Here is an 18,611-nt window from a genome sequence, read left to right on the forward strand (position 1 = left end):
CAACTCGCCACAAGAGCTCATCGTTCTCTCTGATTAACCCCGCTCAACCGCCACCGCACTCATCGACGGCTTGGCCAGCGCGTAATAGATCACCCCCGGCACCAGCAGCCCGACGATCCAGGAAATATCCACGCCGCCCAGTTGCGCAACCATTGGCCCGGAGTAGAAATGGGTGTCGACAAAGGGCAACTGGATCAACACGCCGATCACATAGACGCTGATCCCCAGCACGTTCCAGCGACCGTAGCGCCCGTTCGGATCGGACAGCGCCGGGATGTCGTAACGCTCCTTGTTGATGAAGTAGTAATCCACCAGGTTGATCGCGCTCCACGGGGTGAAGAACGTCAGCAAAAACAGGATGAAGTACTTGAACGAGTTGAGGAACGAGTACTGCCCCAGCAATGCCAGCGCGGTGGACGCCGCGACGATCAGCAGCACAAACAGCATGCGCTGGCGGGCGGTGATTTCCAGGCGACGACGAAAGCCGCTGATGATGGTGGCGATGCACATGAAACTGCCGTAGGCGTTGAGGGTGGACACCGTGACCTTGCCGAACACAATGCTCAGGTACAACAAGGACGCGATCACACCGCTACTGCCCAGGCCGACAATGGTCGCCACTTCGTGCCCACGGAAACTGGCCCCGGCCAGTGCGGCGGCGAACACCCCCAGCACCATCGAAGTCTGGGCCCCCAGCACTGTGCCGAGGCCCACGGCGGTGAAGGTTTTCCAGGATGAGGTCTTGCTCGGCAGGTAGCGCGAATAGTCCGCCACGTAGGGGCCGAAGGCGATCTGCCAGGACGCCGAGAGCGAAACCGCCAGCAGGAAGGTGCTCCAGCCGAAATGACGATTGTCGAGCAGCAGGCCGATGTCGTTGAGGGTCATCAACCGGGTGAACAGGTAGGCGAAGGCGATGATGCCCAGCACGCTGGCCACTCGCCCGACCAGGTGAATCACCCGATAGCCGAAGATCGTCAGGAACGCGATGCTCGCCGCGAAGATCAGGATGCCGGTGCTGTCGCTGACACTGATCAATTGCGCGATCGCCTGCCCCGACAGCACCGCGCCGGTGGCGCTGAACCCGAGGTACATCAGGCACACCAAAACAATCGGGATCGCCGCGCCATACACCCCGAACTGCACGCGGCTGGAGATCATCTGCGGTAAGCCGAGCTTCGGCCCTTGCGCCGCGTGCAGCGCCACCACGGCACCACCGAGCACTTGCCCGATCAGCAGGCCGATCAGCGACCAGAACACATCGCCGCCCAGCACCACGGCCAGGGCGCCGGTGACGATGGCGGTGATTTGCAGGTTGGCGCCGAGCCACAGGGTGAACTGGCTGTAGAGACTGCCGTGTCGCTCAGCCTCGGGAATGAAATCAATCGAGCGGGTCTCGATCAGGGGACTGCGTTGCGCACTCATGACGGTGTTTCCTTTGTGGAACTGTTTTTTGTTGTCAGGGACGGAATTTAAAAGGTCTTGGTTGCGCTGGCTACAACTGTCGCCGAACAGAGGTCGTCATAGCCGTACCAACTGCTGCACTCGCTTTTCGACAGGTCGGTGTCGACGTAGCTCAGCCCCCAGGTGACGCCGACGAAGTCGCGGGTCAGCTTGGCTTCCCACTCGTAGTAAGACTCACGGCTATCGCCATTGGCGGACCAGAACGCGGGGTCGTTCACATCGTTGCGCCCAAAGCGCAAATCCAGGCCGACTTCGGCCGGCAAATCGATTTTGTAACCCACGTAGGTGTAAAGGGTGTCCTGGTCCTCGCCGAAGAAGTTCGGCGTGTCCTTGGAGTAATAGGCACCCAGCTTCACACCGTACAGGTCGAGAACGGCATACGCCTCGCTGAGGTTGAATTCGGAATTTTTCGGGTAGTCGTACTTGATGTAGCCCAGGTCCAGGCTGATGGCGTCCGTGGCCTGCCAGTAGTAACCGGCGTAGTACTCACGCTCCTGGCGGGTGTCGAAGCCGCCGCCGAAATCGACGTTGGAGGTCCAGGCGCCGATGTACAGGCCGCTGCTGTGCAGCAGCGTTGCTCCGCCCTGCACCGCCGGATCGCCCAGGGTCTGCGAGATCCCCCGGGTGCGGTAGTCGCTGACGACGCCCAGGGTCATCTCCAGGCTGAAATCATCGTTGAGGGCCAGGGCCTGGCTGGTCAGGGGGGCCAGTGCGAGTGCTGCGAGGGTCAATGCTGAAAGTGCGTTCATACAGTTCTCTTGTTGTTATGGCGTACGGGGAATTTCAGGCATGGCGATGCCAGGCCCCTCGCTCTACGAGGGGCTGGCAGTTTTTGCGGTGTTGGGTGTACGCAGGTCAGGATGCGGGGGCGTAGACCTGCTTGCCGGCGAAGAACGTGTTCAGGACTTTGGTTTCGAACAGGTCGTCATCGCTGACCTTGAACACGTCGCGGTCGAGGATGATCAGGTCGGCCTGCTTGCCCGGTGCCAGCGAACCGATCTGCTGCTCCAGGCGCAGGGTTTTCGCCGCGTTGATGGTGTAGGCATAGAACATGGTCTGGCGGTCGATGCTTTCCTTGGCATTGAGTACGCCCAACGGACCTTTGCGTGTGCTGGCCTGGGCAATGGCGTTGAACGGATTGGCGCTCGACACCGGCCAGTCGCTACCACCGGCAATCGTCGCGCCGGCGTTATGCAGGGACCGCGCGGGATACTGGTAACCGTAGGCAAAGGCGCTGATGTAAGGCTTGACCAGTTCGACGGTGTAGGACTCACCGGTGGCCCACAGCAGTTGCATCGAAGCGATCACGCCCAGTTCCTTGAAGCGTGGAAACTCCTTGGGATTGACCAGTTGCAGGTGCGCGACGCTGTGGGGTACAGGCGTCGGGCTGAGCTTGCGCGCATACGCCACGCCATTGAGCGCTTCACGCACCGCCCGGTCGCCGACGGCGTGCATGTGCACGATCCAGCCGCGTTTTTCCGCCGCCACCACCAGCTCGCCAAAGTGCGCCGGGTCGGTCAGCAACTGACCATTTTTATGGCTGTTCTTGAACGGCACGATAACCGCTGCGGTTTGCCCCGGGAATTCAAGAATGCCGTCGACAAACACCTTGATGCCGGGGAACGTCAGGTTAGGCACGCCCTCGAACTGCTTCATCACCGTGGCGATCACTTCCAGGTCGGCAGGTTTGCTCTTCGGATTGGTGACCATCAACGCGGCGACGTGGGCGCTGAGTTCGCCGTTCTGCGCCAGCTCCTTGTACAGCGGCAGCACGCCGACACTTTCGGCGGTGGCATGGAAATCGAACAGCGAATCTTCGCCGCCGCCGTTCGCCGCAGCGTCCATCCAGGCAGTGACGCCGAATTGGTTGTTGATCTTCACCGCCTCGCGAGCGGCCTTGAGCATCGCCTCCGGAGTAGGCGCCGGAATCCCGTTGCGCACCACATCCCAACGGGATTCGGCGAAGTAGCCGTTCGGCGTGAAGTCCGCTTCATGGCCGACGAAGCTGCGTTCTTTCTCCGGCAGGCTCTTGACCAGCGCCGCGTCGATGTTCAGGCGCTTGAGCATCGCATTGTTAGCCCAACCGGTGTGGCCGTCGATGCCGCTGAAGACGATGGGCTGATCAGCCCAACGCCCCTGGTTGAACACCTTGCCCAGTTCACGGCTCTTCTCCCAGTAGGCCGAACTGACCCCGGCCACGCTGATCACATCACCGGAACGGGCACGTCCGGCCTTGTCCTCTTCGATCAACCACTGCTCCAGTTCCGGCAAGGGTTTGACCTCGTCCAGCAGGTTGGCCTTCATGCTGTCGAAAGCGCCCGAGACCGGGTGGCTGTGGGTGTCGATCATGCCCGGCATCAACACTTTGCCCGCCAGGTCGATGCGCTGGGTCTTGGCATCGGCCAGGGCATTGATTTCGGCATCGCTGCCCACTTTCAGAATCTTGCCGTCTTGCACCGCAACAGCCTGCACCAGTGCCTGGCCGGGTTCGGCGGTAAAGACCTTGCCGTTGAACAACACCAGGTCAGCGGCGGCCATGGCCTGCACCGACGACAAGGCCAGCGCGGCGGCCAACAGGTTTGGAATCAATCGCATTGGAACGCTCTCTAGTTTTTATGGGGCGGATCGGGAAGTGACCGCTTGGGAAACCACGTGTGGCGCAAGCCCCAGGAACGGCGCCTTGGCCCACACGACCTTGCCGCCGACCAGCGTCAGCAGCACGTCATTGCGGCCCAGTTCCTCCTCGGGCACCTGCATGAAGTTCTTGTCGAGCACGATCAGGTCAGCGAACTTGCCGACTTCGACCGAACCCAGCACCGCGTCCAGCTTCAGCTGTTCGGCGGAGTTGAGGGTGATGCTGCGCAGCGCCTCGGCTCGCGACAGCGCCGGATCGGTGTTGAGTCGCCCCGCATATTTGGGGCCATAGCTGTGCGGATTGGTCGGGTCGCCGGAACGGGTGACACCGACTTTCAGCGCCAGGAACTCATCGAGGGGATCGACCGGCCAATCGCTGCCAAACGCCACGCGACCACCGGCATGGGCGATGCTGCCCGAGGGCTCCATGCGCGCAAATCGCTCGGCGCCAAGGTGGTCACTGGTGCCGTCGACCGTGGACGGTGCCTGCTGTGCCCACTGGAACGACATGGTGGCCGTGACGTCCAGTGCCTTGAAGCGTGAATAGTCGGCAGGGTCGACCGACTCGGCGTGTGCGATGGCCGGGCGGAAATCAGTAACTGGCAGTTCCTTGCGCACGTAGGCCACGCTGTCCAGTGCATCGCGCACCGCGCGCTCGCCGGTGGCATGCAGGTGCGGATCGAAACCGGCCTTGACCGCTTGCAGCAACAACGGATTGAGCACTTGCGGCGGGAAGTACAGTTCGCCCAGGTTCTTGCCCGGCGTCCACTTCGGCGCCTTGTCGGTGCCGCTATTGTGCAGGTACGGGGTCAACATGGCGCCGGTGTCCGCCGGGGCATTGATGATGCCGTCCATGAACAGTTTGACGTGGCGCATGTTCACGCCCGGCGCGACATGCACTTCGCCCTGATCGTAGGTGCTGGCCAGGGCCTTGGCCTCGGCGATGGTTTTCACCGGGTCGGCGGCAGCGGCGGCCGGGTCCAGCTTGATCGCCAGCAAGGCCCGGGCGGTCAGCTCGCCGGACTTTTGCAGGCTGGTGAAGGCTTTGCCGTTTTCCGGGCCGGACAGCGCATCCATGAAACTGGTGATGCCTTGCTGGCGCATGGCGTCGAGGGCTGCGCGAACCTGATTGAGTTTTTCCGTGTCGGTCGCAGGTGGCACCACGGCGGCCAGCGATTCGGCGGCGCCGTCTTCACAGATGCCGTTCGGGTTGCCGGCGCTGTCGCGGCGGTATTTGCCGTCTTCGGGGTCGGCGGTGTTCTTGTTGATGCCGGCCAGCTCCAGGCCGCGAGAGTTGGTCAGCACGGTGTGGAAGTCGGTGGAGCGCACCTGGATCGGACGCTTGGTCTTGAGCGCGTCCAGGGTCGATTTGTCGGCGTCGCCGTCGAGCCCGGTCATGCCCATGCGATCCCAGCTGCCCACTTCCAGCCAGACATCCGGGCCCTTGTCCTTGTCGGCATCGAGGCAGGCCTGGATGCTCGCCTGAAACTGCGCGCGGGTCATGGTCTGGTATTTCAGGTCGCACAAGGTCATGGCGCGACCGCCATCTCCCGGGTGCATGTGCGCATCGACGAAGCCCGGCATCAGCATGCGCCCGGCCAGGTCGATCAGTTGTGTCTGCTTGCCGATGTAGGCGTCGACCCCGGCGTCGCTGCCGACATAGACGATCTTGCCGCCCGAAATGGCAATGGCCTGCTGCACGGAATCCTGGCCATCGACGGTGTAGACGTAGCCATTGCGCATGACCGTGTCGGCGGGTGTCGCCGCCAACGCCATGCCGGAAAATGCCGTCGTCGCCGCAACGGCGACAAAAAGCCTGGAAAGTCTCAAATGCCTCACCCCTGTTCTTATTGTTTTGAAGCGGCCCGAAGCGACTGCGCCGGCCCCTGATAGACAGGGCCTACCCTATAGGGCGCAGCGTTCGAATGGACCTCTGCAAATGAGGAGGGGTAAGGCAAATAATTGAAACGACTGGGATTAATCCCGGCGCACGGACTCCGCCAGCGCACCCGGTGAACGCAGGGCCGAGCCCAGTTCCACCTTGCTTTTCACACCCAGCTGCAAGTAGCAATTGCGCAAATAGGTGCGCACGGTCGCGGGGCTCAGGGCGAGCATTTTGGCGATTTCCTTGTAGGAGTGCCCGGCGGCGAACAGCATCGCTGCCGTGCGCTCCCGTGGCGCCAAACCGTCCCCACCCGACGGTGCTTCAAGGGACAGGATGACGTGTCCGGCGTTGGGGCTCAGGGTCAGGGCGCAGCGGCCCAGGCGGATCACGCAGGGCGCCTTCGCCAGTTGCGCGATCACCTCGCCCGGCAGCATTGAACCGCTCCAGCCGGGTAATTCCCGTTGAATGGCGGCGCACAACCTGGCGCCCACATACAACAGGCTGCCGTCCATGCGCGCGACGCCAAAATCACTCGCGCCGTTTTCGCTATCGAAGCGAATCATGTCCTGCACCTGGAACCGCCACAGCTGGAACAGGTGATCGCAGAACGCCGAAAACAGCTCGGCTTCATGCTCCTCGAATGCCTGTTCATGCTGGCCACGGTAGAGGCAGACGAAAAACATCAAGCCGCTTTCGGGCAGCTCATAGGTGATGCTCATCAAGTGGTAGAGATCGTAGCGCCGGGCGAAATCGTTGACGGCTTCGCACGGGTCGTTGAAACCGTTGTCGCGCACCACCTCACCGGGACGATTGAGCGTGGCGTGGGAGAACTGGTCGTTTGCCGCCACCGGATGCCATTCGGCGGCAAAGGATTCGGGGAGATTGATGCTGCCGTGCATCCAGCTCTGAGGGGGGACATCAGGGCCTGGCGTCGACATCTCCCCCCACCAGGCAGACGCGAAGGGCACCAGTTGAGCGAATGCCTGCAGGCCATCGGCGATGAATCGCGACGCCCCGCTCTCCCGCGCCAGCCGGCCAAGGTGCAATACGCAATGATTGAACGCCTTGAGCGTGACCATCGTCGCGTCACCGTCGACTTTATTTCCCTCCCCCATCATTGCGATCCCGTTCACTGCATGGCTTTTCGTTTCGACGATGCCATGGCCCGTGATGGGCGTCCAGCACGCAATGACATCAATGCTTACAAGGTGCTGTGCAGCCCGTACAGCTGCGGCCGGCGGTCCTTGTGCAGATCATTGCGCGCGCTGATGCGCTTGTTGCGCGCTTCGGTAAGGTTCAGCGTGGCCAGCAACATCTGCTCGCCGCCCTGCTCCGCGGGCCCGGCCAACGGGTAGCCGTCGGCGTCGACGATGACCGAACCCTGGACCCAGCCGACCCCGCGCTCATGGCCATAGCGATCACAGGCGGCGATGAACATGCGGTTGACCGAGGCATTGGCCTGCACCCGCAGCACTTCGGCCGGGCGCTCGGTCTGCGGCCGCGGACCGTCGGGCCAGTTGACCGGCGCACACAGCAGATCGGCCCCGGCCAGCGCCGGTAGACGCACCCACTCGGGGAATTCCAGGTCGTAGCAAATCAGCATGCCCAACCGTCCATGCAGCGTTTCGACCACCGGCGGTGGCGCATCGCCAGCCGTGAAGATGTCCTTCTCGGCATCCCACAGATGGGCCTTGCGATACACCGCGCGCAGGCCATTGGCGTCGATCATCGCCGCGCTGTTGGCCAGTTCGTCGCCGGGCAGGCGCTCGCAAAAACCGCCGACGATCACCAGGTTCAGCTCACGGGCCAGGGCCTGCCACAGTTGCAAGGTCGGGCCATCTGTTGTTTCCGCCAGCGACAGCGCCTCAAAGCGGTCGGCAAACAGATAGCCGCTCTGCACCAGCTCGGGCAGCACCACGACCTGGGCGCCCTGTAAGGCTGCCTGGCGAATCGCGCGTTCGGTGAGCGTGCGGTTATAGGCCAGGTCGCCGATTTTCGGTGCCAGTTGGCAGCAGGCGACCACGGTATTTTTTGCGCTGTTCAACGCCCTGCCTCCGCAGATGAATGGGTCATGGCGACAATGTCGCTCTCGCTGAGCGCATCGATCACCCGGCGTTCGGCGGCCAGATCAATCGAGCGGCTGAGCAGGTAGTAGGTCAGCCCCGAAACCACCAGGCCTACCAGCCAGGCGATGTCCACGCCTTCCAGCACTCGCGCTAGCGGGCCGACGAACACCTCTTTGCCGGCGGCGGCATCGTAGATGTAGAAGAACGGCACCATCGCGGCGAAGCCGATCAGGTACGAGACGATGCCGCGAAATTGCCAGGCGCCGTAGATGCCGTTTGGCGTGAAGAAATGCGGTATCGCATAACGGCCCTTGCGCACGAAGAAGTAGTCCACCAGGTTGACGGCGGTCCACGGCACGAGGAAGTACAGCAACAACACCAGGAAGGTGTTCAACAGCGCGATGCCGTCACCTTTGATCGACAGCACGCAGGTCAACAGAATCACGCTGATCACACTGATCGACAGCACGCGGGCGCGGGGTGTCGGGGTGATTTTCCTGATCGAGTCGACACCGGTCAGCAGCGTCAGCATGGCGCTGTAGGTGTTGAGGGCGATGATCGGCAGGAAGCCCGCCACCGAGACGATCACCAGCAGATTGCCCAGCCCCGGCACCATCGAGGAGCCGACCTGGTTCAACGCCACCAGTGCATCCGCTGCTTTGAGCTCCTGGGCCAGCCAGGCGCCGAGGCCGATCATCCAGCTGCCGGACAACGAGGCACCGATGAACACCGCCGCGATCAGTTTTGCCCGGCTGGTGTTTTTCGGCAGGTAGCGGGAATAGTCAGACACGTAGGGGGCATAGGAAATGTTGTAGCTGGCACCGATGGCGAACAGCGTGGCGAAGGCCACCCAGTTGAAGCCCAGGTCGGTCGCCGGCGTGACGCCTTCCTGGCCCGCGCCGAACATCAGGGCGATGGTCACCAGTGCATACAGCGGCAAGGTCGCCAGCAAGGCCCACTTGAAGGCCTTGTGCATCAGGTCGTGGCCGTAGATCGACAACAATGCGCCGATCAGCACCACAGCAACGGCGACGAGGGTCGGGTCAATGCCGAACACATGCTCCAGGCCATTCATGATCAGCGAGATGTTCACCACGTTGAAACCGACGAACACAAACATCGTCGCCATCAACGCCAGGATCACCCCGCGATAGCCGAACTGGGCGCGGGACTGGATCATCTGCGGCAGGCCCATTTCCGGGCCCTGGGAGCCGTGGAACGCCATGAAAATGGTGCCGAACATAATGCCCAGGGCACCGGCCAGCATGGTCCACAGTGCCGACAAGCCGAGGCTCGGGCCGACAAAACCTATGGAGATGGTGAAGAAGTGGAAATTGCCCAGGAACCAGAAAGGCCCCTGACTGCTGAGTTTGGCGTGACGTTCGTTTTCCGGGATGTAGTCGATGGAGTGGCCTTCGATGGCCAACCCGCCGCTCGCCTCGGTGGCGTGCGCAGACACTGGGGAACCTGACATACGATTGTTCCTATGCTGTTGTTTGTTGTTTTTGTGGGTACAGCGCTCGCTACGACGTCCAGTTCAGGTGAAACTCCAGAAAAAGCTGACGATGACGCTGGTTTCACGGCAATGTAGGGCGTGAGTCCGGGCAATAAAATATCGCAGGCACACTGTTCACATAGATCAGCATCTATGTAAGCGAGAATCGGGAGCCCCCCATGCTGGGAACTGTAACGGAGCTGGATCTGCGCCTGATCCGGGTATTTCTGACCGTCGTCGAAGCGGGCGGCATCTCGGCGGCGCAAACCGCCCTCAACACCACGCAACCCACGATCAGCGCGCAGCTGGCAACGCTCGAAGCCCGGGTTGGTTTCCGCTTGTGCGAACGCGGGCGCGGCGGGTTTTCGGTAACGCCCAAAGGCACTCAGTTCATCGACGCGGCCCGGCGCTTGCTGGCGGCGGCCGAAGGCTTTCGGGTCGAGGTGCAGCACATCAACCGCAAAGTCTCGGGCAGCATCAACATCGGCCTGCTGGGGCAAATCGATCCGGTGGCGAACAGGAAAATCGGCCAGGCCATTGCCCGTTTGCGGGCACGGCACGAGGGCTTGTACTTCCATTTCACCGAGCTGTCATCGTCGCTGCTGGAAGAAAAAATCATCAACGGCCATATCGACCTGGCCATCGGTTACTTCTGGCATCGCTTGCCCAGCATCGATTATTTCCCGCTGTTCCCGGAAACCCAGATTGCCTACTGCGCGCCCTCGCACCCGCTGTTCGGGCAAGTCGGCGCGCTGACCCGCGACGATGTCAGCGGGTTCGACTGGGTCTGGCCGAGCCATCCCCTGCCGGAAATGCCGGCCCCCACGTCCATCGAACGCCTGACCGTGCTCACCGACAGCATGGACGGCGCAGCCCTGCTGATCCTGTCCGGCCAGCACCTGGGGTTTCTGCCGCAGCACTACGCGACCCGCCATGAACAGCTGGGGCAGCTACACCCGCTGAACCCGGACCTGTTGCGCTATGAGGTCAGCTTTCATGCGGCGGTGCGGCATTCGGCGCGGCAGCGGGATCTGGTGAGCGCGTTTCTGAATGAGCTGATCGAGATTTTCGGAGCGGTGTAAGTCCTTTGGGAGCGAGTTTGCTCGCGATGGCGGTGGGTCAATCAATATCAATGCTGGCTGTAATGACGTCATCGCGAGCAAGCTCGCTCCCACAGGGGTTAGTGGGTGTACGCGAAATTCTGCCAGCGACCGAAATTACTGTGGGAGCGAGCTTGCTCGCGATAGCGGTGGGTCAATCAATATCAATGCTGGCTGTAATGACGTCATCGCGAGCAAGCTCGCTCCCACAGGGGTTAGTGGGTGTACACGAAATCTGCCAGCGACCGAAATTACTGTGGGAGCGAGCTTGCTCGCGATAGCGGTGGGTCAATCAATATCAATGCTGGCTGTAATGACGTCATCGCGAGCAAGCTCGCTCCCACAGGGGTTAGTGGGTGTACGCGAAATCTGCCAGCGACCGAAATTACTGTGGGAGCGAGCTTGCTCGCGATGGCGGTGGGTCAATCAATATCAATGCTGGCTGTAATGACGTCATCGCGAGCAAGCTCGCTCCCACAGGGGTTAGTGGGTGTACACGAAATCTGCCAGCGACCGAAATTACTGTGGGAGCGAGCTTGCTCGCGATGGCGGTGGGTCAATCAATATCAATGCTGGCTGTAATGACGTCATCGCGAGCAAGCTCGCTCCCACAGGGGTTAGTGGGTGTACACGAAATCTGCCAGCGACCGAAATTACTGTGGGAGCGAGCTTGCTCGCGATGGCGGTGGGTCAATCAATATCAATGCTGGCTGTAATGACGTCATCGCGAGCAAGCTCGCTCCCACAGGGGTTAGTGGGTGTACGCGAAATTCTGCCAGCGACCGAAATTACTGTGGGAGCGAGCTTGCTCGCGATGGCGGTGGGTCAATCAATATCAATGCTGGCTGTAATGACGTCATCGCGAGCAAGCTCGCTCCCACAGGGGTTAGTGGGTGTACACGAAATCTGCCAGCGACCGAAATTACTGTGGGAGCGAGCTTGCTCGCGATGGCGGTGGGTCAATCAATATCAATGCTGGCTGTAATGACGTCATCGCGAGCAAGCTCGCTCCCACAGGGGTTAGTGGGTGTACGCGAAATCTGCCAGCGACCGAAATTACTGTGGGAGCGAGCTTGCTCGCGATGGCGGTGGGTCAATCAATATCAATGCTGGCTGTAATGACGTCATCGCGAGCAAGCTCGCTCCCACAGGGGTTAGTGGGTGTACACGAAATCTGCCAGCGACCGAAATTACTGTGGGAGCGAGCTTGCTCGCGATGGCGGTGGGTCAATCAATATCAATGCTGGCTGTAATGACGTCATCGCGAGCAAGCTCGCTCCCACAGGGGTTAGTGGGTGTACACGAAATCTGCCAGCGACCGAAATTACTGTGGGAGCGAGCTTGCTCGCGATGGCGGTGGGTCAATCAATATCAATGCTGGCTGTAATGACGTCATCGCGAGCAAGCTCGCTCCCACAGGGGTTAGTGGGTGTACGCGAAATCTGCCAGCGACCGAAATTACTGTGGGAGCGAGCTTGCTCGCGATGGCGGTGGGTCAATCAATATCAATGCTGGCTGTAATGACGTCATCGCGAGCAAGCTCGCTCCCACAGGGGTTAGTGGGTGTACACGAAATCTGCCAGCGACCGAAATTACTGTGGGAGCGAGCTTGCTCGCGATGGCGGTGGGTCAATCAATATCAATGCTGGCTGTAATGACGTCATCGCGAGCAAGCTCGCTCCCACAGGGGTTAGTGGGTGTACGCGAAATTCTGCCAGCGACCGGAATTACTGTGGGAGCGAGCTTGCTCGCGATAGCGGTGGGTCAATCAATATCAATGCTGGCTGTAATGACGTCATCGCGAGCAAGCTCGCTCCCACAGGGGTTAGTGGGTGTACGCGAAATTCTGCCAGCGACCGAAATTACTGTGGGAGCGAGCTTGCTCGCGATAGCGGTAAGTCAGCCAGCATCAATGTTGAATGTGCTGGCATCATCGCGAGCAGGCTCGCTCCCACAGGGAAACAGGGTGGGTTCAGAAGTGGATGTCCTTGGCCGGGACCACATCGATCCGCGCCACGGAACCGGTGAGGTGCGCCAGGTCCTTGTTGTGCTCGGCGATGATGTCTTCGGCGGTCAGGTTGCCGTTGTCGACGGTGGAATGCGCGTCGCCCGCCAGCACCACGTCGTAACCCAGTTTCAGGGCCTGGCGCACGGTGGCGTTGACGCAATAGTCGGTCTGCAGGCCACAGATGACCAGGCGCTCGAAGTCCTCCTTCGGCAACAGTTTTTGCAGGTTGGTCTGGTAGAACGAATCCCCGGTGGTCTTGCGTACGCGGTGGTCCTTGGGCATGGTTTCCAGCCCGTCGGCCAGTTGCCAACCGGCAGCCTCATGCGCCAGCGGGCTGCCCGCTTCTTCGTGCTGGATCAGCACCACGGGCACGCCCGCCTTGCGCGCCCGGGCAGAAAGGTCGTTGATGGTGTTGATGACCCGTCCAATCTCGAAGCACTCGTATTCACCGGAACACAAAGCCTGTTGGACGTCGATGATTAACAACGCAGTGGTCATGATTTCCTTCCTTGAATTGTCGATGGATCAGGGGACGAACATAAGCCCGTCCCCCTCCGGACACAACCCTCAATAACCCAGCGACAACCCGGTGTTACGCCGTGGGTCGTTCGCCCCGTAGAAACGGTTCTTGCCTACCGGCTTGCCACCCAGGGACGACGCGCCGACCAGGATCGCCGCCAAGTGGTTGGCATCCTGTGGACCGGCGAACTTGTGGCCCCAGCTCTCGAGGATTTTCACCGTGTCCGGGCTGGTGGTGAAGGCTTCCAGGTTGGTTTCCTCCGGTAGCCACTGCTGGTGGAAACGCGGCGCATCCACCGCTTCCTGGATGTTCATGCCGTAGTCGATCACGTTGAGCATGGTCAACAAGGTCGCGGTAATGATGCGGCTGCCACCCGGAGTGCCGACCACCATCACCACTTTGCCGTCCTTGGTGACGATGGTCGGGCTCATGGACGACAGCGGCGCCTTGCCGGGCGCGATGGCGTTGGCCTCGCCCTGCACCAGGCCGTACATGTTCGGTACGCCGATCTTCGAGGTGAAGTCGTCCATTTCATCGTTGAGGATGACTCCGGTCTTGCTCGCCATCACGCCGGCACCGAACCAGTCGTTGAGGGTGTAGGTCACCGACACCGCGTTGCCCCACTTGTCGACGATGGAGTAATGGGTGGTGTTGTTGCCTTCATGGGGCGCTACACCGGGCTTGAGTTCGCTGGATATCGCGGCTTTTTGTGGCTTGATCGCGTCGCGCAGCTTGGTCGCGTAGTTTTTATCCAGCAGGTGGGCAATCGGGTTCTTCACGAAGTCCGGGTCGCCCAGGTAGCTGTTGCGGTCCACATAGGCGTGGCGCATCGCCTCGATCTGATAGTGCATGCCCTGGGCCGAGTGGTAGCCCAGGTCCTTCATCGGATAGCCTTCGAGGATGTTCATGATCTCGCAGATCACCACGCCGCCGGAGCTCGGTGGCGGTGCGGAAACCACGTGGTAGCCACGGTAGTCACACTCGATGGGCGCCAGTTCACGGGTCTTGTATTTGTCGAGGTCGGCCTGGGTGATGATGCCCTTGTTGGCCTGGCTAGAGGTGACGATGGCGTCCGCCACCCAACCTTTATAGAAACCGTCGGCGCCTTTCTCGGAGATCTCCCGCAAGGTCTTGCTCAGGTCCTTTTGCACCAGTTTCTGGCCGACCTGCATCGGCTCGCCTTTGCTCAGGAAGATCGCGCCGGAATCCTTGATGTCCTTCTTGAACATGTCGGTGGCGTAGTCCAGCAGATCGACATCCCCCTGCTCCAGCACGAAACCGTCTTCGGCCAGCTTGATGGCCGGGGCGATGATTTCCTTGCGCGGCTTGGTGCCGTACTTGGACAGCGCCAGTTCCATGCCCGACACGGTGCCCGGCACGCCCACGGCCAGGTGGCCACGGGTACTCAGGTCGGGAACGACGTTGCCCTCCTTGTCCAGGTACATGTTGGCGGTAGCGGCCAGCGGCGCTTTTTCACGGAAGTCGAGGAAGGTCTTGCGCCCGTCCGCCAGTTGAATGGTCATGAAACCACCGCCGCCGAGGTTGCCTGCCGCGGGGTAAACCACCGCCAGCGCATAGCCGACCGCGACCGCCGCATCCACGGCGTTGCCGCCGTTCTTGAGCACATCCACGCCCACATGGCTGGCCAGGTGCTGGGCCGTGACCACCATGCCGTTTTCCCCGGTAGCCGGGGCCACCGAGGCGGCATGGGCGGTCAGGCAGCTGAGCGCCAACGAGGTCGCAATCAGCGATTTGGCAAAAGGTTCGTACTTCATGAGTCGGTCTCTTCTTGTCATTAAACAGGGGAACGTTTCAAAAGCCGTAGCCAAGTATGGTCGGGATTACGTATTGCGCCTCCCCGTCGAGGCAGTATCCTTAACACCTGTTCAGCAATTTTGCGCGAGCCCTGGCATGACCTATACCTGCACCACCGTGGATTCACCCGTGGGCCAGTTGAAGCTGGTCGCGAACGGTTCACGACTGGCGGCCATCCTCTGGGAAAACGACAAACCCGGGCGAGTGCGCCTGGGGCCGATGAGCGAAGCGCCGGACAACCCGATCCTGGTGCGCACGGCTGCGCAGTTGCGCGAGTATTTTTCCGGCAGTCGCGATCGCTTCGAACTGGAGCTGGATTTTGCCGGTACGCAATTCCAGAAGAAGGTCTGGGCGGCGCTGCTGACCATCCCGTTCGGCGAGACCCGCAGCTACAGCCAGATCGCCGAACAGATCGGCAACCCGGCGGCGGTCAGGGCAGTGGGTGCGGCGAATGGCAAGAACCCGATTTCGATCGTGGCGCCCTGTCATCGGGTGATTGGCGCGTCGGGCAAGCTCACCGGGTTTGCCGGCGGGCTTGAGGCGAAGGCGTTGTTGCTCACACTTGAAGGTGGGCAAAGGCCTGGCACCGCACGGTTCCCAGGCTTTTGATCTTGTAGGAGCTGCCGCAGGCTGCGATCTTTTGACTGTGCTTTTCAAAAGCAAGATCAAAAGATCGCAGCCTGCGGCAGCTCCTACGGGAGATTGCGTTTAATTGAAGAGGTTTTTCATCGCCGCATACTGCAACAACATGATGGTCTTTGCATCGCAGATTTCGCCGCGGTAAAACGCTTCGAGCGCGTCGTCGAACGCCCACTCCAGCACTTCCAGTTCTTCGGTTTCCGACTCCAGGCCGCCACCGTCGCTGACTTTCGACTTCGCATCGTATTCGGCAATGAAGAAGTGCAGTTTTTCCGTCACCGACCCGGGGCTCATGTATGCCTCGAAGACCTTCTGCACATGGTGCACGAGGTAACCCGTCTCTTCCTCGGCCTCATCGCGGATGCGGTCTTCAGGCGCCGCGCCTTCCAGCAGGCCCGCCGCGACTTCGATCAACAGCCCATCGTGACCGTTGACGAACACCGGCAAGCGAAATTGCCGGGTCAGTACCACGGTTTTATTTTCGCGGTTGTACAGGAGAATCGCCGCGCCATTGCCTCGGTCGTAGACCTCGCGGACCTGGCGTTGCCATTCGCCGTTGTTGCGTTGGTAATCGAAGGTGATTTTCTTGAGCAGGTACCAGTCGTGGGACAACACCTGAGACTCCAGGATATTGACCCGCTCGGCCGTGTTCGACATGACAACGCGTCCTGTTATTTGTCTGAGGGTCCACATGTTAAGTGAAAACGCACAGCCTTTCCCCCTCAGGCAAGTTGCGCCTTGTACTCCTTCTCGTATTGTCCGGCCAACGACTCTTTCTGTTTGTCGTCAAGCAGTTTGCCGGCCATCTGGAAGAACTTCTGCTCTTCTTCCTCAAGGTGGTGATGCACCTTCTCCGAGAGTTTCTTCGCGGTCACGAGCCAAGCCGGACTGGACATCTCGGTGTCATCCAGCGCCTCCATCATTTCGTCCATTTCGTGATGTTCGGCGATGCCATGACGACTGAGGTCGACACCGTTGTCGAACTCCATCAACGGGATGTAGAAATGCCGCTCTTCGGCCGTGGCGTGAGCTTGCAATTCAGACTTGAGTTGCTTGTAGGCCTCGACGCGCTCTGGCGTATCGCCGCTGGTATGGATCAGCGCCTTGGCATAGGTCCGTTGGCGTTCGTGGCTTTCGCGCAAGGCTTCAAAAATGTTCACGGGGTGGTGTCCTCATCAGCTGCGTTGCGGAGTGACGCGTCTTAAGGAATGACAGCTGCCCGCTGGCCACGGTTCAACTTTTCCGGGGATGGAACAATAGCTGCAACCGGGATAGGCTGCGGTTTCACTGCCATAAGGATATAGCCATGAACCTGCGTATCGAATTGTCGCAAAACCCCACGGATGAACAACGCCAGGCCATCCTCAAACCCTTGCGCGCCTACAATGGCTCGAAGGCCGAAGGTAACGTGCCCGAGCACATCGCCTTGCTGGTGCGCGACGACAACGACGAGATCCTCGGTGGCCTGCATGGCCGATTGTTTTACCAGTGGCTGTACATCGACTTGCTGGTGGTGCCGGAACAGGCGCGGGGACAGGGCCTGGGTTCGAAACTGATGCAGATGGCCGAAGACCTGGCGCGGGAACGGCGTTGCGTCGGGCTGTGGCTCGACACCTTTGAATTCCAGGCGCCTGGGTTCTACAAGAAATGCGGCTACAGCGAGATCGGGCACATTGCCGATTACCCGCCAGGCCACAAGCACTTCTTCTTCCAGAAGCGCCTGAGCTACTGATCAAAACAAAAACCAATGTGGGAGCGGCGGCGCGGCGATCCGGCTTGCTCGCGAAAGCGGTGGGTCAGTCGACATCAATACTGACTGACCAGCCGCCTTCGCGAGCAAGCCCGCTCCCACAAGGGACTTGCGTTAGCCTTCAAATCACAGGCAAGTCGCCAACGCCGCCAACCGGCGCTTGGCCACGAAATCGTCTTTCTGTGCGTAGTAGTTCAACACCGTGCCCGAGGCATCGGTGGTCACATCGACAAAGGACTCCGCCGAACGGGTGTAAACGGTCGTGCCGCCCTTCTCCCCCGGTTGCAGATAGGCAGCGGCATCGACGCCGAACACGGCTTCGTCCTGCCAGGAAAACTGCACGCACTGGGCGACGTCTTTTCCCGGTTTTTCCGAGTTCAGGGTCTTGTACGGGGCCTTGGTGCGGGCCTCGTTCATTGCCGAGCCGGCGCATCCGGCCAGCAACGTCACGGCCAGCGCCACCATCAGAATTCGCATTGCATTCACTCATCGGGAAAAAGCGGACTTTATCACCCCGGCAGCCCGTATCGTTCTGCTTTACTGCATTTATACCGCGACAGCGCGCAACGATTCGCGCACCCTGTCGCGCCAATAACGCTCCATCGCACCCCTGACTGGAAACCTGATGACACCTAATGCCGAGTTCTACAAACCGAGCACTGAATATGCTGACAAGCTGATCAGCCAGATCGGTCAGACGCCTTCCTGGATTGCCAAGCGAATCGGCGTCACCGACAAGCGGATTCGCTACATCCTCGATGGCGAAAGAACCGTCAAAGGCGAAACCACGCCGATCCAGATGACCTACACCGAACAGTTTGCCCTCGAATGCCTGGCGGCAGCGGCCAAGGCTGGCAAGAAGCAATCCTCGTAATCCGTTCTCAAGGAGCGACCATGGCGGCAACCGAACTGCAGCATGAGCAAGCACTCAAGAGGTTTCTCGATGAGCGCCCCGAGTTGCGCGAAGAACTCGACCACCTCAACCCGCTGTTGGCTCAGGCCAAGGGTGAAACGGCGGCTCAGTATCGCGAGGAACGGCTGCACGAAGCGTTTGAAGCCGAAGCAGAACGCCAGCAGTTGTTCGCCTGGGAACTGACGTTGCAGTTAACCACCACCACACCCCAGGAGTACGAAGCGCAGCGCCTGGAAGTGCACCGGGAAGTAGCGGAAATGGCCGGCATGGACTGGCTGGAATATTGCGAGTTGAATGGGATAAAACCCTAAGCACTGTTCAAGGA

17 protein-coding genes are annotated in these 18,611 nt (G+C 60.6%); 5 read left to right on the forward strand and 12 right to left on the reverse strand.

Translation table 11 applies throughout. The annotated features are described in order from the left end of the window. Window positions 1-33: 33 nt before the first annotated feature. The 7 genes from ACMDB8_RS17470 to ACMDB8_RS17500 all read right to left on the reverse strand — a co-directional run bounded on the left by ACMDB8_RS17470 (window position 34) and on the right by ACMDB8_RS17500 (window position 9,520). The gene (locus ACMDB8_RS17470) at window positions 34-1,422 is read right to left on the reverse strand and encodes a purine-cytosine permease family protein (protein ID WP_056723762.1); all 1,389 of its coding nucleotides are present in this window, start codon (window positions 1,420-1,422) and stop codon (window positions 34-36) included. A gap of 47 nt (window positions 1,423-1,469) precedes the next feature. Then, the gene (locus ACMDB8_RS17475) at window positions 1,470-2,210 is read right to left on the reverse strand and encodes a TorF family putative porin (protein WP_056723764.1); all 741 of its coding nucleotides are present in this window, start codon (window positions 2,208-2,210) and stop codon (window positions 1,470-1,472) included. A 106-nt stretch (window positions 2,211-2,316) separates the two neighbouring features. Further along, on the reverse strand, window positions 2,317-4,056 hold the full coding sequence (locus tag ACMDB8_RS17480) for an amidohydrolase (RefSeq protein ID WP_056723766.1): 1,740 nt from the start codon (window positions 4,054-4,056) through the stop codon (window positions 2,317-2,319). Window positions 4,057-4,074: 18 nt separating this feature from the next. Continuing rightward, on the reverse strand, window positions 4,075-5,871 hold the full coding sequence (locus tag ACMDB8_RS17485; protein WP_223541446.1) for an amidohydrolase: 1,797 nt from the start codon (window positions 5,869-5,871) through the stop codon (window positions 4,075-4,077). Window positions 5,872-6,072: 201 nt separating this feature from the next. Beyond that, window positions 6,073-7,095, reverse strand: a complete 1,023-nt coding sequence (locus ACMDB8_RS17490) for a helix-turn-helix transcriptional regulator (protein ID WP_056723771.1) — start codon at window positions 7,093-7,095, stop codon at window positions 6,073-6,075. 86 nt (window positions 7,096-7,181) lie between these two features. After that, complete coding sequence (locus tag ACMDB8_RS17495; protein WP_223541434.1) at window positions 7,182-8,024, reverse strand: nitrilase family protein; 843 nt, start codon at window positions 8,022-8,024, stop codon at window positions 7,182-7,184. Beyond that, window positions 8,021-9,520 (reverse strand): purine-cytosine permease family protein, encoded by a 1,500-nt coding sequence (locus ACMDB8_RS17500; RefSeq protein ID WP_056723774.1) that lies wholly within the window; start codon window positions 9,518-9,520, stop codon window positions 8,021-8,023. Before ACMDB8_RS17500 ends, ACMDB8_RS17495 begins: the two co-directional genes overlap by 4 nt. A 200-nt stretch (window positions 9,521-9,720) precedes the next feature. Here ACMDB8_RS17500 and ACMDB8_RS17505 point away from each other — a divergent pair, with 200 nt between their 5' ends. Then, window positions 9,721-10,623: a LysR family transcriptional regulator gene (locus ACMDB8_RS17505; protein ID WP_056723776.1), complete on the forward strand. Its 903-nt coding sequence runs from the start codon at window positions 9,721-9,723 to the stop codon at window positions 10,621-10,623. A gap of 1,990 nt (window positions 10,624-12,613) precedes the next feature. On the opposite strand, the gene ACMDB8_RS17510 is transcribed toward ACMDB8_RS17505, so the two are convergent. Both ACMDB8_RS17510 and ggt read right to left on the reverse strand, forming a co-directional pair. Beyond that, a complete protein-coding gene (locus ACMDB8_RS17510) occupies window positions 12,614-13,147 on the reverse strand; it encodes a cysteine hydrolase family protein (RefSeq protein WP_409078842.1) in 534 nt (177 codons plus the stop codon). Between the two features lie 69 nt (window positions 13,148-13,216). Beyond that, complete coding sequence (ggt, locus tag ACMDB8_RS17515; protein WP_409078843.1) at window positions 13,217-14,944, reverse strand: gamma-glutamyltransferase; 1,728 nt, start codon at window positions 14,942-14,944, stop codon at window positions 13,217-13,219. A gap of 136 nt (window positions 14,945-15,080) precedes the next feature. On the opposite strand from ggt, the gene ACMDB8_RS17520 reads away from it, so the two are divergent. Then, on the forward strand, window positions 15,081-15,593 hold the full coding sequence (locus tag ACMDB8_RS17520) for a methylated-DNA--[protein]-cysteine S-methyltransferase (RefSeq protein ID WP_056723781.1): 513 nt from the start codon (window positions 15,081-15,083) through the stop codon (window positions 15,591-15,593). A 99-nt stretch (window positions 15,594-15,692) separates the two neighbouring features. Here ACMDB8_RS17520 and ACMDB8_RS17525 read toward each other — a convergent pair whose 3' ends face one another. Then, the gene (locus tag ACMDB8_RS17525; RefSeq protein ID WP_223541435.1) at window positions 15,693-16,280 is read right to left on the reverse strand and encodes an NUDIX domain-containing protein; all 588 of its coding nucleotides are present in this window, start codon (window positions 16,278-16,280) and stop codon (window positions 15,693-15,695) included. Between the two features lie 65 nt (window positions 16,281-16,345). Then, window positions 16,346-16,783 (reverse strand): hemerythrin domain-containing protein, encoded by a 438-nt coding sequence (locus ACMDB8_RS17530; protein WP_223541436.1) that lies wholly within the window; start codon window positions 16,781-16,783, stop codon window positions 16,346-16,348. Between the two features lie 146 nt (window positions 16,784-16,929). Between ACMDB8_RS17530 and ACMDB8_RS17535 the strand changes: the two genes are divergently transcribed. Further along, entirely contained in the window at window positions 16,930-17,355 is a 426-nt protein-coding gene (locus ACMDB8_RS17535) for a GNAT family N-acetyltransferase (RefSeq protein ID WP_223541437.1), read from the forward strand. Between the two features lie 144 nt (window positions 17,356-17,499). Here ACMDB8_RS17535 and ACMDB8_RS17540 read toward each other — a convergent pair whose 3' ends face one another. Beyond that, complete coding sequence (locus ACMDB8_RS17540; RefSeq protein ID WP_223541438.1) at window positions 17,500-17,850, reverse strand: hypothetical protein; 351 nt, start codon at window positions 17,848-17,850, stop codon at window positions 17,500-17,502. A 148-nt stretch (window positions 17,851-17,998) separates the two neighbouring features. Here ACMDB8_RS17540 and ACMDB8_RS17545 point away from each other — a divergent pair, with 148 nt between their 5' ends. Both ACMDB8_RS17545 and ACMDB8_RS17550 read left to right on the forward strand, forming a co-directional pair. After that, window positions 17,999-18,247 (forward strand): hypothetical protein, encoded by a 249-nt coding sequence (locus tag ACMDB8_RS17545; RefSeq protein ID WP_008049352.1) that lies wholly within the window; start codon window positions 17,999-18,001, stop codon window positions 18,245-18,247. A gap of 20 nt (window positions 18,248-18,267) precedes the next feature. Continuing rightward, on the forward strand, window positions 18,268-18,597 hold the full coding sequence (locus ACMDB8_RS17550; protein WP_223541439.1) for a DUF6388 family protein: 330 nt from the start codon (window positions 18,268-18,270) through the stop codon (window positions 18,595-18,597). Window positions 18,598-18,611: the final 14 nt, after the last annotated feature.

This window comes from Pseudomonas monachiensis, assembly GCF_047345015.1.
GTDB classification, from domain to species: Bacteria; Pseudomonadota; Gammaproteobacteria; order Pseudomonadales; family Pseudomonadaceae; genus Aquipseudomonas; species Aquipseudomonas monachiensis.

Bases quoted from the DNA above. Each gene is read 5' to 3' on its own strand.
- ACMDB8_RS17550 (WP_223541439.1), top strand. From the start codon at position 18,268: ATGGCGGCAACCGAACTGCAGCATGAGCAAGCACTCAAGAGGTTTCTC.
- ggt (WP_409078843.1), bottom strand. From the start codon at position 14,944: ATGAAGTACGAACCTTTTGCCAAATCGCTGATTGCGACCTCGTTGGCG.
- ACMDB8_RS17520 (WP_056723781.1), top strand. From the start codon at position 15,081: ATGACCTATACCTGCACCACCGTGGATTCACCCGTGGGCCAGTTGAAG.
- ACMDB8_RS17535 (WP_223541437.1), top strand. From the start codon at position 16,930: ATGAACCTGCGTATCGAATTGTCGCAAAACCCCACGGATGAACAACGC.
- ACMDB8_RS17525 (WP_223541435.1), bottom strand. From the start codon at position 16,280: ATGTCGAACACGGCCGAGCGGGTCAATATCCTGGAGTCTCAGGTGTTG.
- ACMDB8_RS17485 (WP_223541446.1), bottom strand. From the start codon at position 5,871: ATGGCGTTGGCGGCGACACCCGCCGACACGGTCATGCGCAATGGCTAC.
- ACMDB8_RS17470 (WP_056723762.1), bottom strand. From the start codon at position 1,422: ATGAGTGCGCAACGCAGTCCCCTGATCGAGACCCGCTCGATTGATTTC.
- ACMDB8_RS17490 (WP_056723771.1), bottom strand. From the start codon at position 7,095: ATGGGGGAGGGAAATAAAGTCGACGGTGACGCGACGATGGTCACGCTC.
- ACMDB8_RS17500 (WP_056723774.1), bottom strand. From the start codon at position 9,520: ATGTCAGGTTCCCCAGTGTCTGCGCACGCCACCGAGGCGAGCGGCGGG.
- ACMDB8_RS17505 (WP_056723776.1), top strand. From the start codon at position 9,721: ATGCTGGGAACTGTAACGGAGCTGGATCTGCGCCTGATCCGGGTATTT.
- ACMDB8_RS17480 (WP_056723766.1), bottom strand. From the start codon at position 4,056: ATGCGATTGATTCCAAACCTGTTGGCCGCCGCGCTGGCCTTGTCGTCG.
- ACMDB8_RS17475 (WP_056723764.1), bottom strand. From the start codon at position 2,210: ATGAACGCACTTTCAGCATTGACCCTCGCAGCACTCGCACTGGCCCCC.
- ACMDB8_RS17540 (WP_223541438.1), bottom strand. From the start codon at position 17,850: ATGCGAATTCTGATGGTGGCGCTGGCCGTGACGTTGCTGGCCGGATGC.
- ACMDB8_RS17545 (WP_008049352.1), top strand. From the start codon at position 17,999: ATGACACCTAATGCCGAGTTCTACAAACCGAGCACTGAATATGCTGAC.
- ACMDB8_RS17510 (WP_409078842.1), bottom strand. From the start codon at position 13,147: ATGACCACTGCGTTGTTAATCATCGACGTCCAACAGGCTTTGTGTTCC.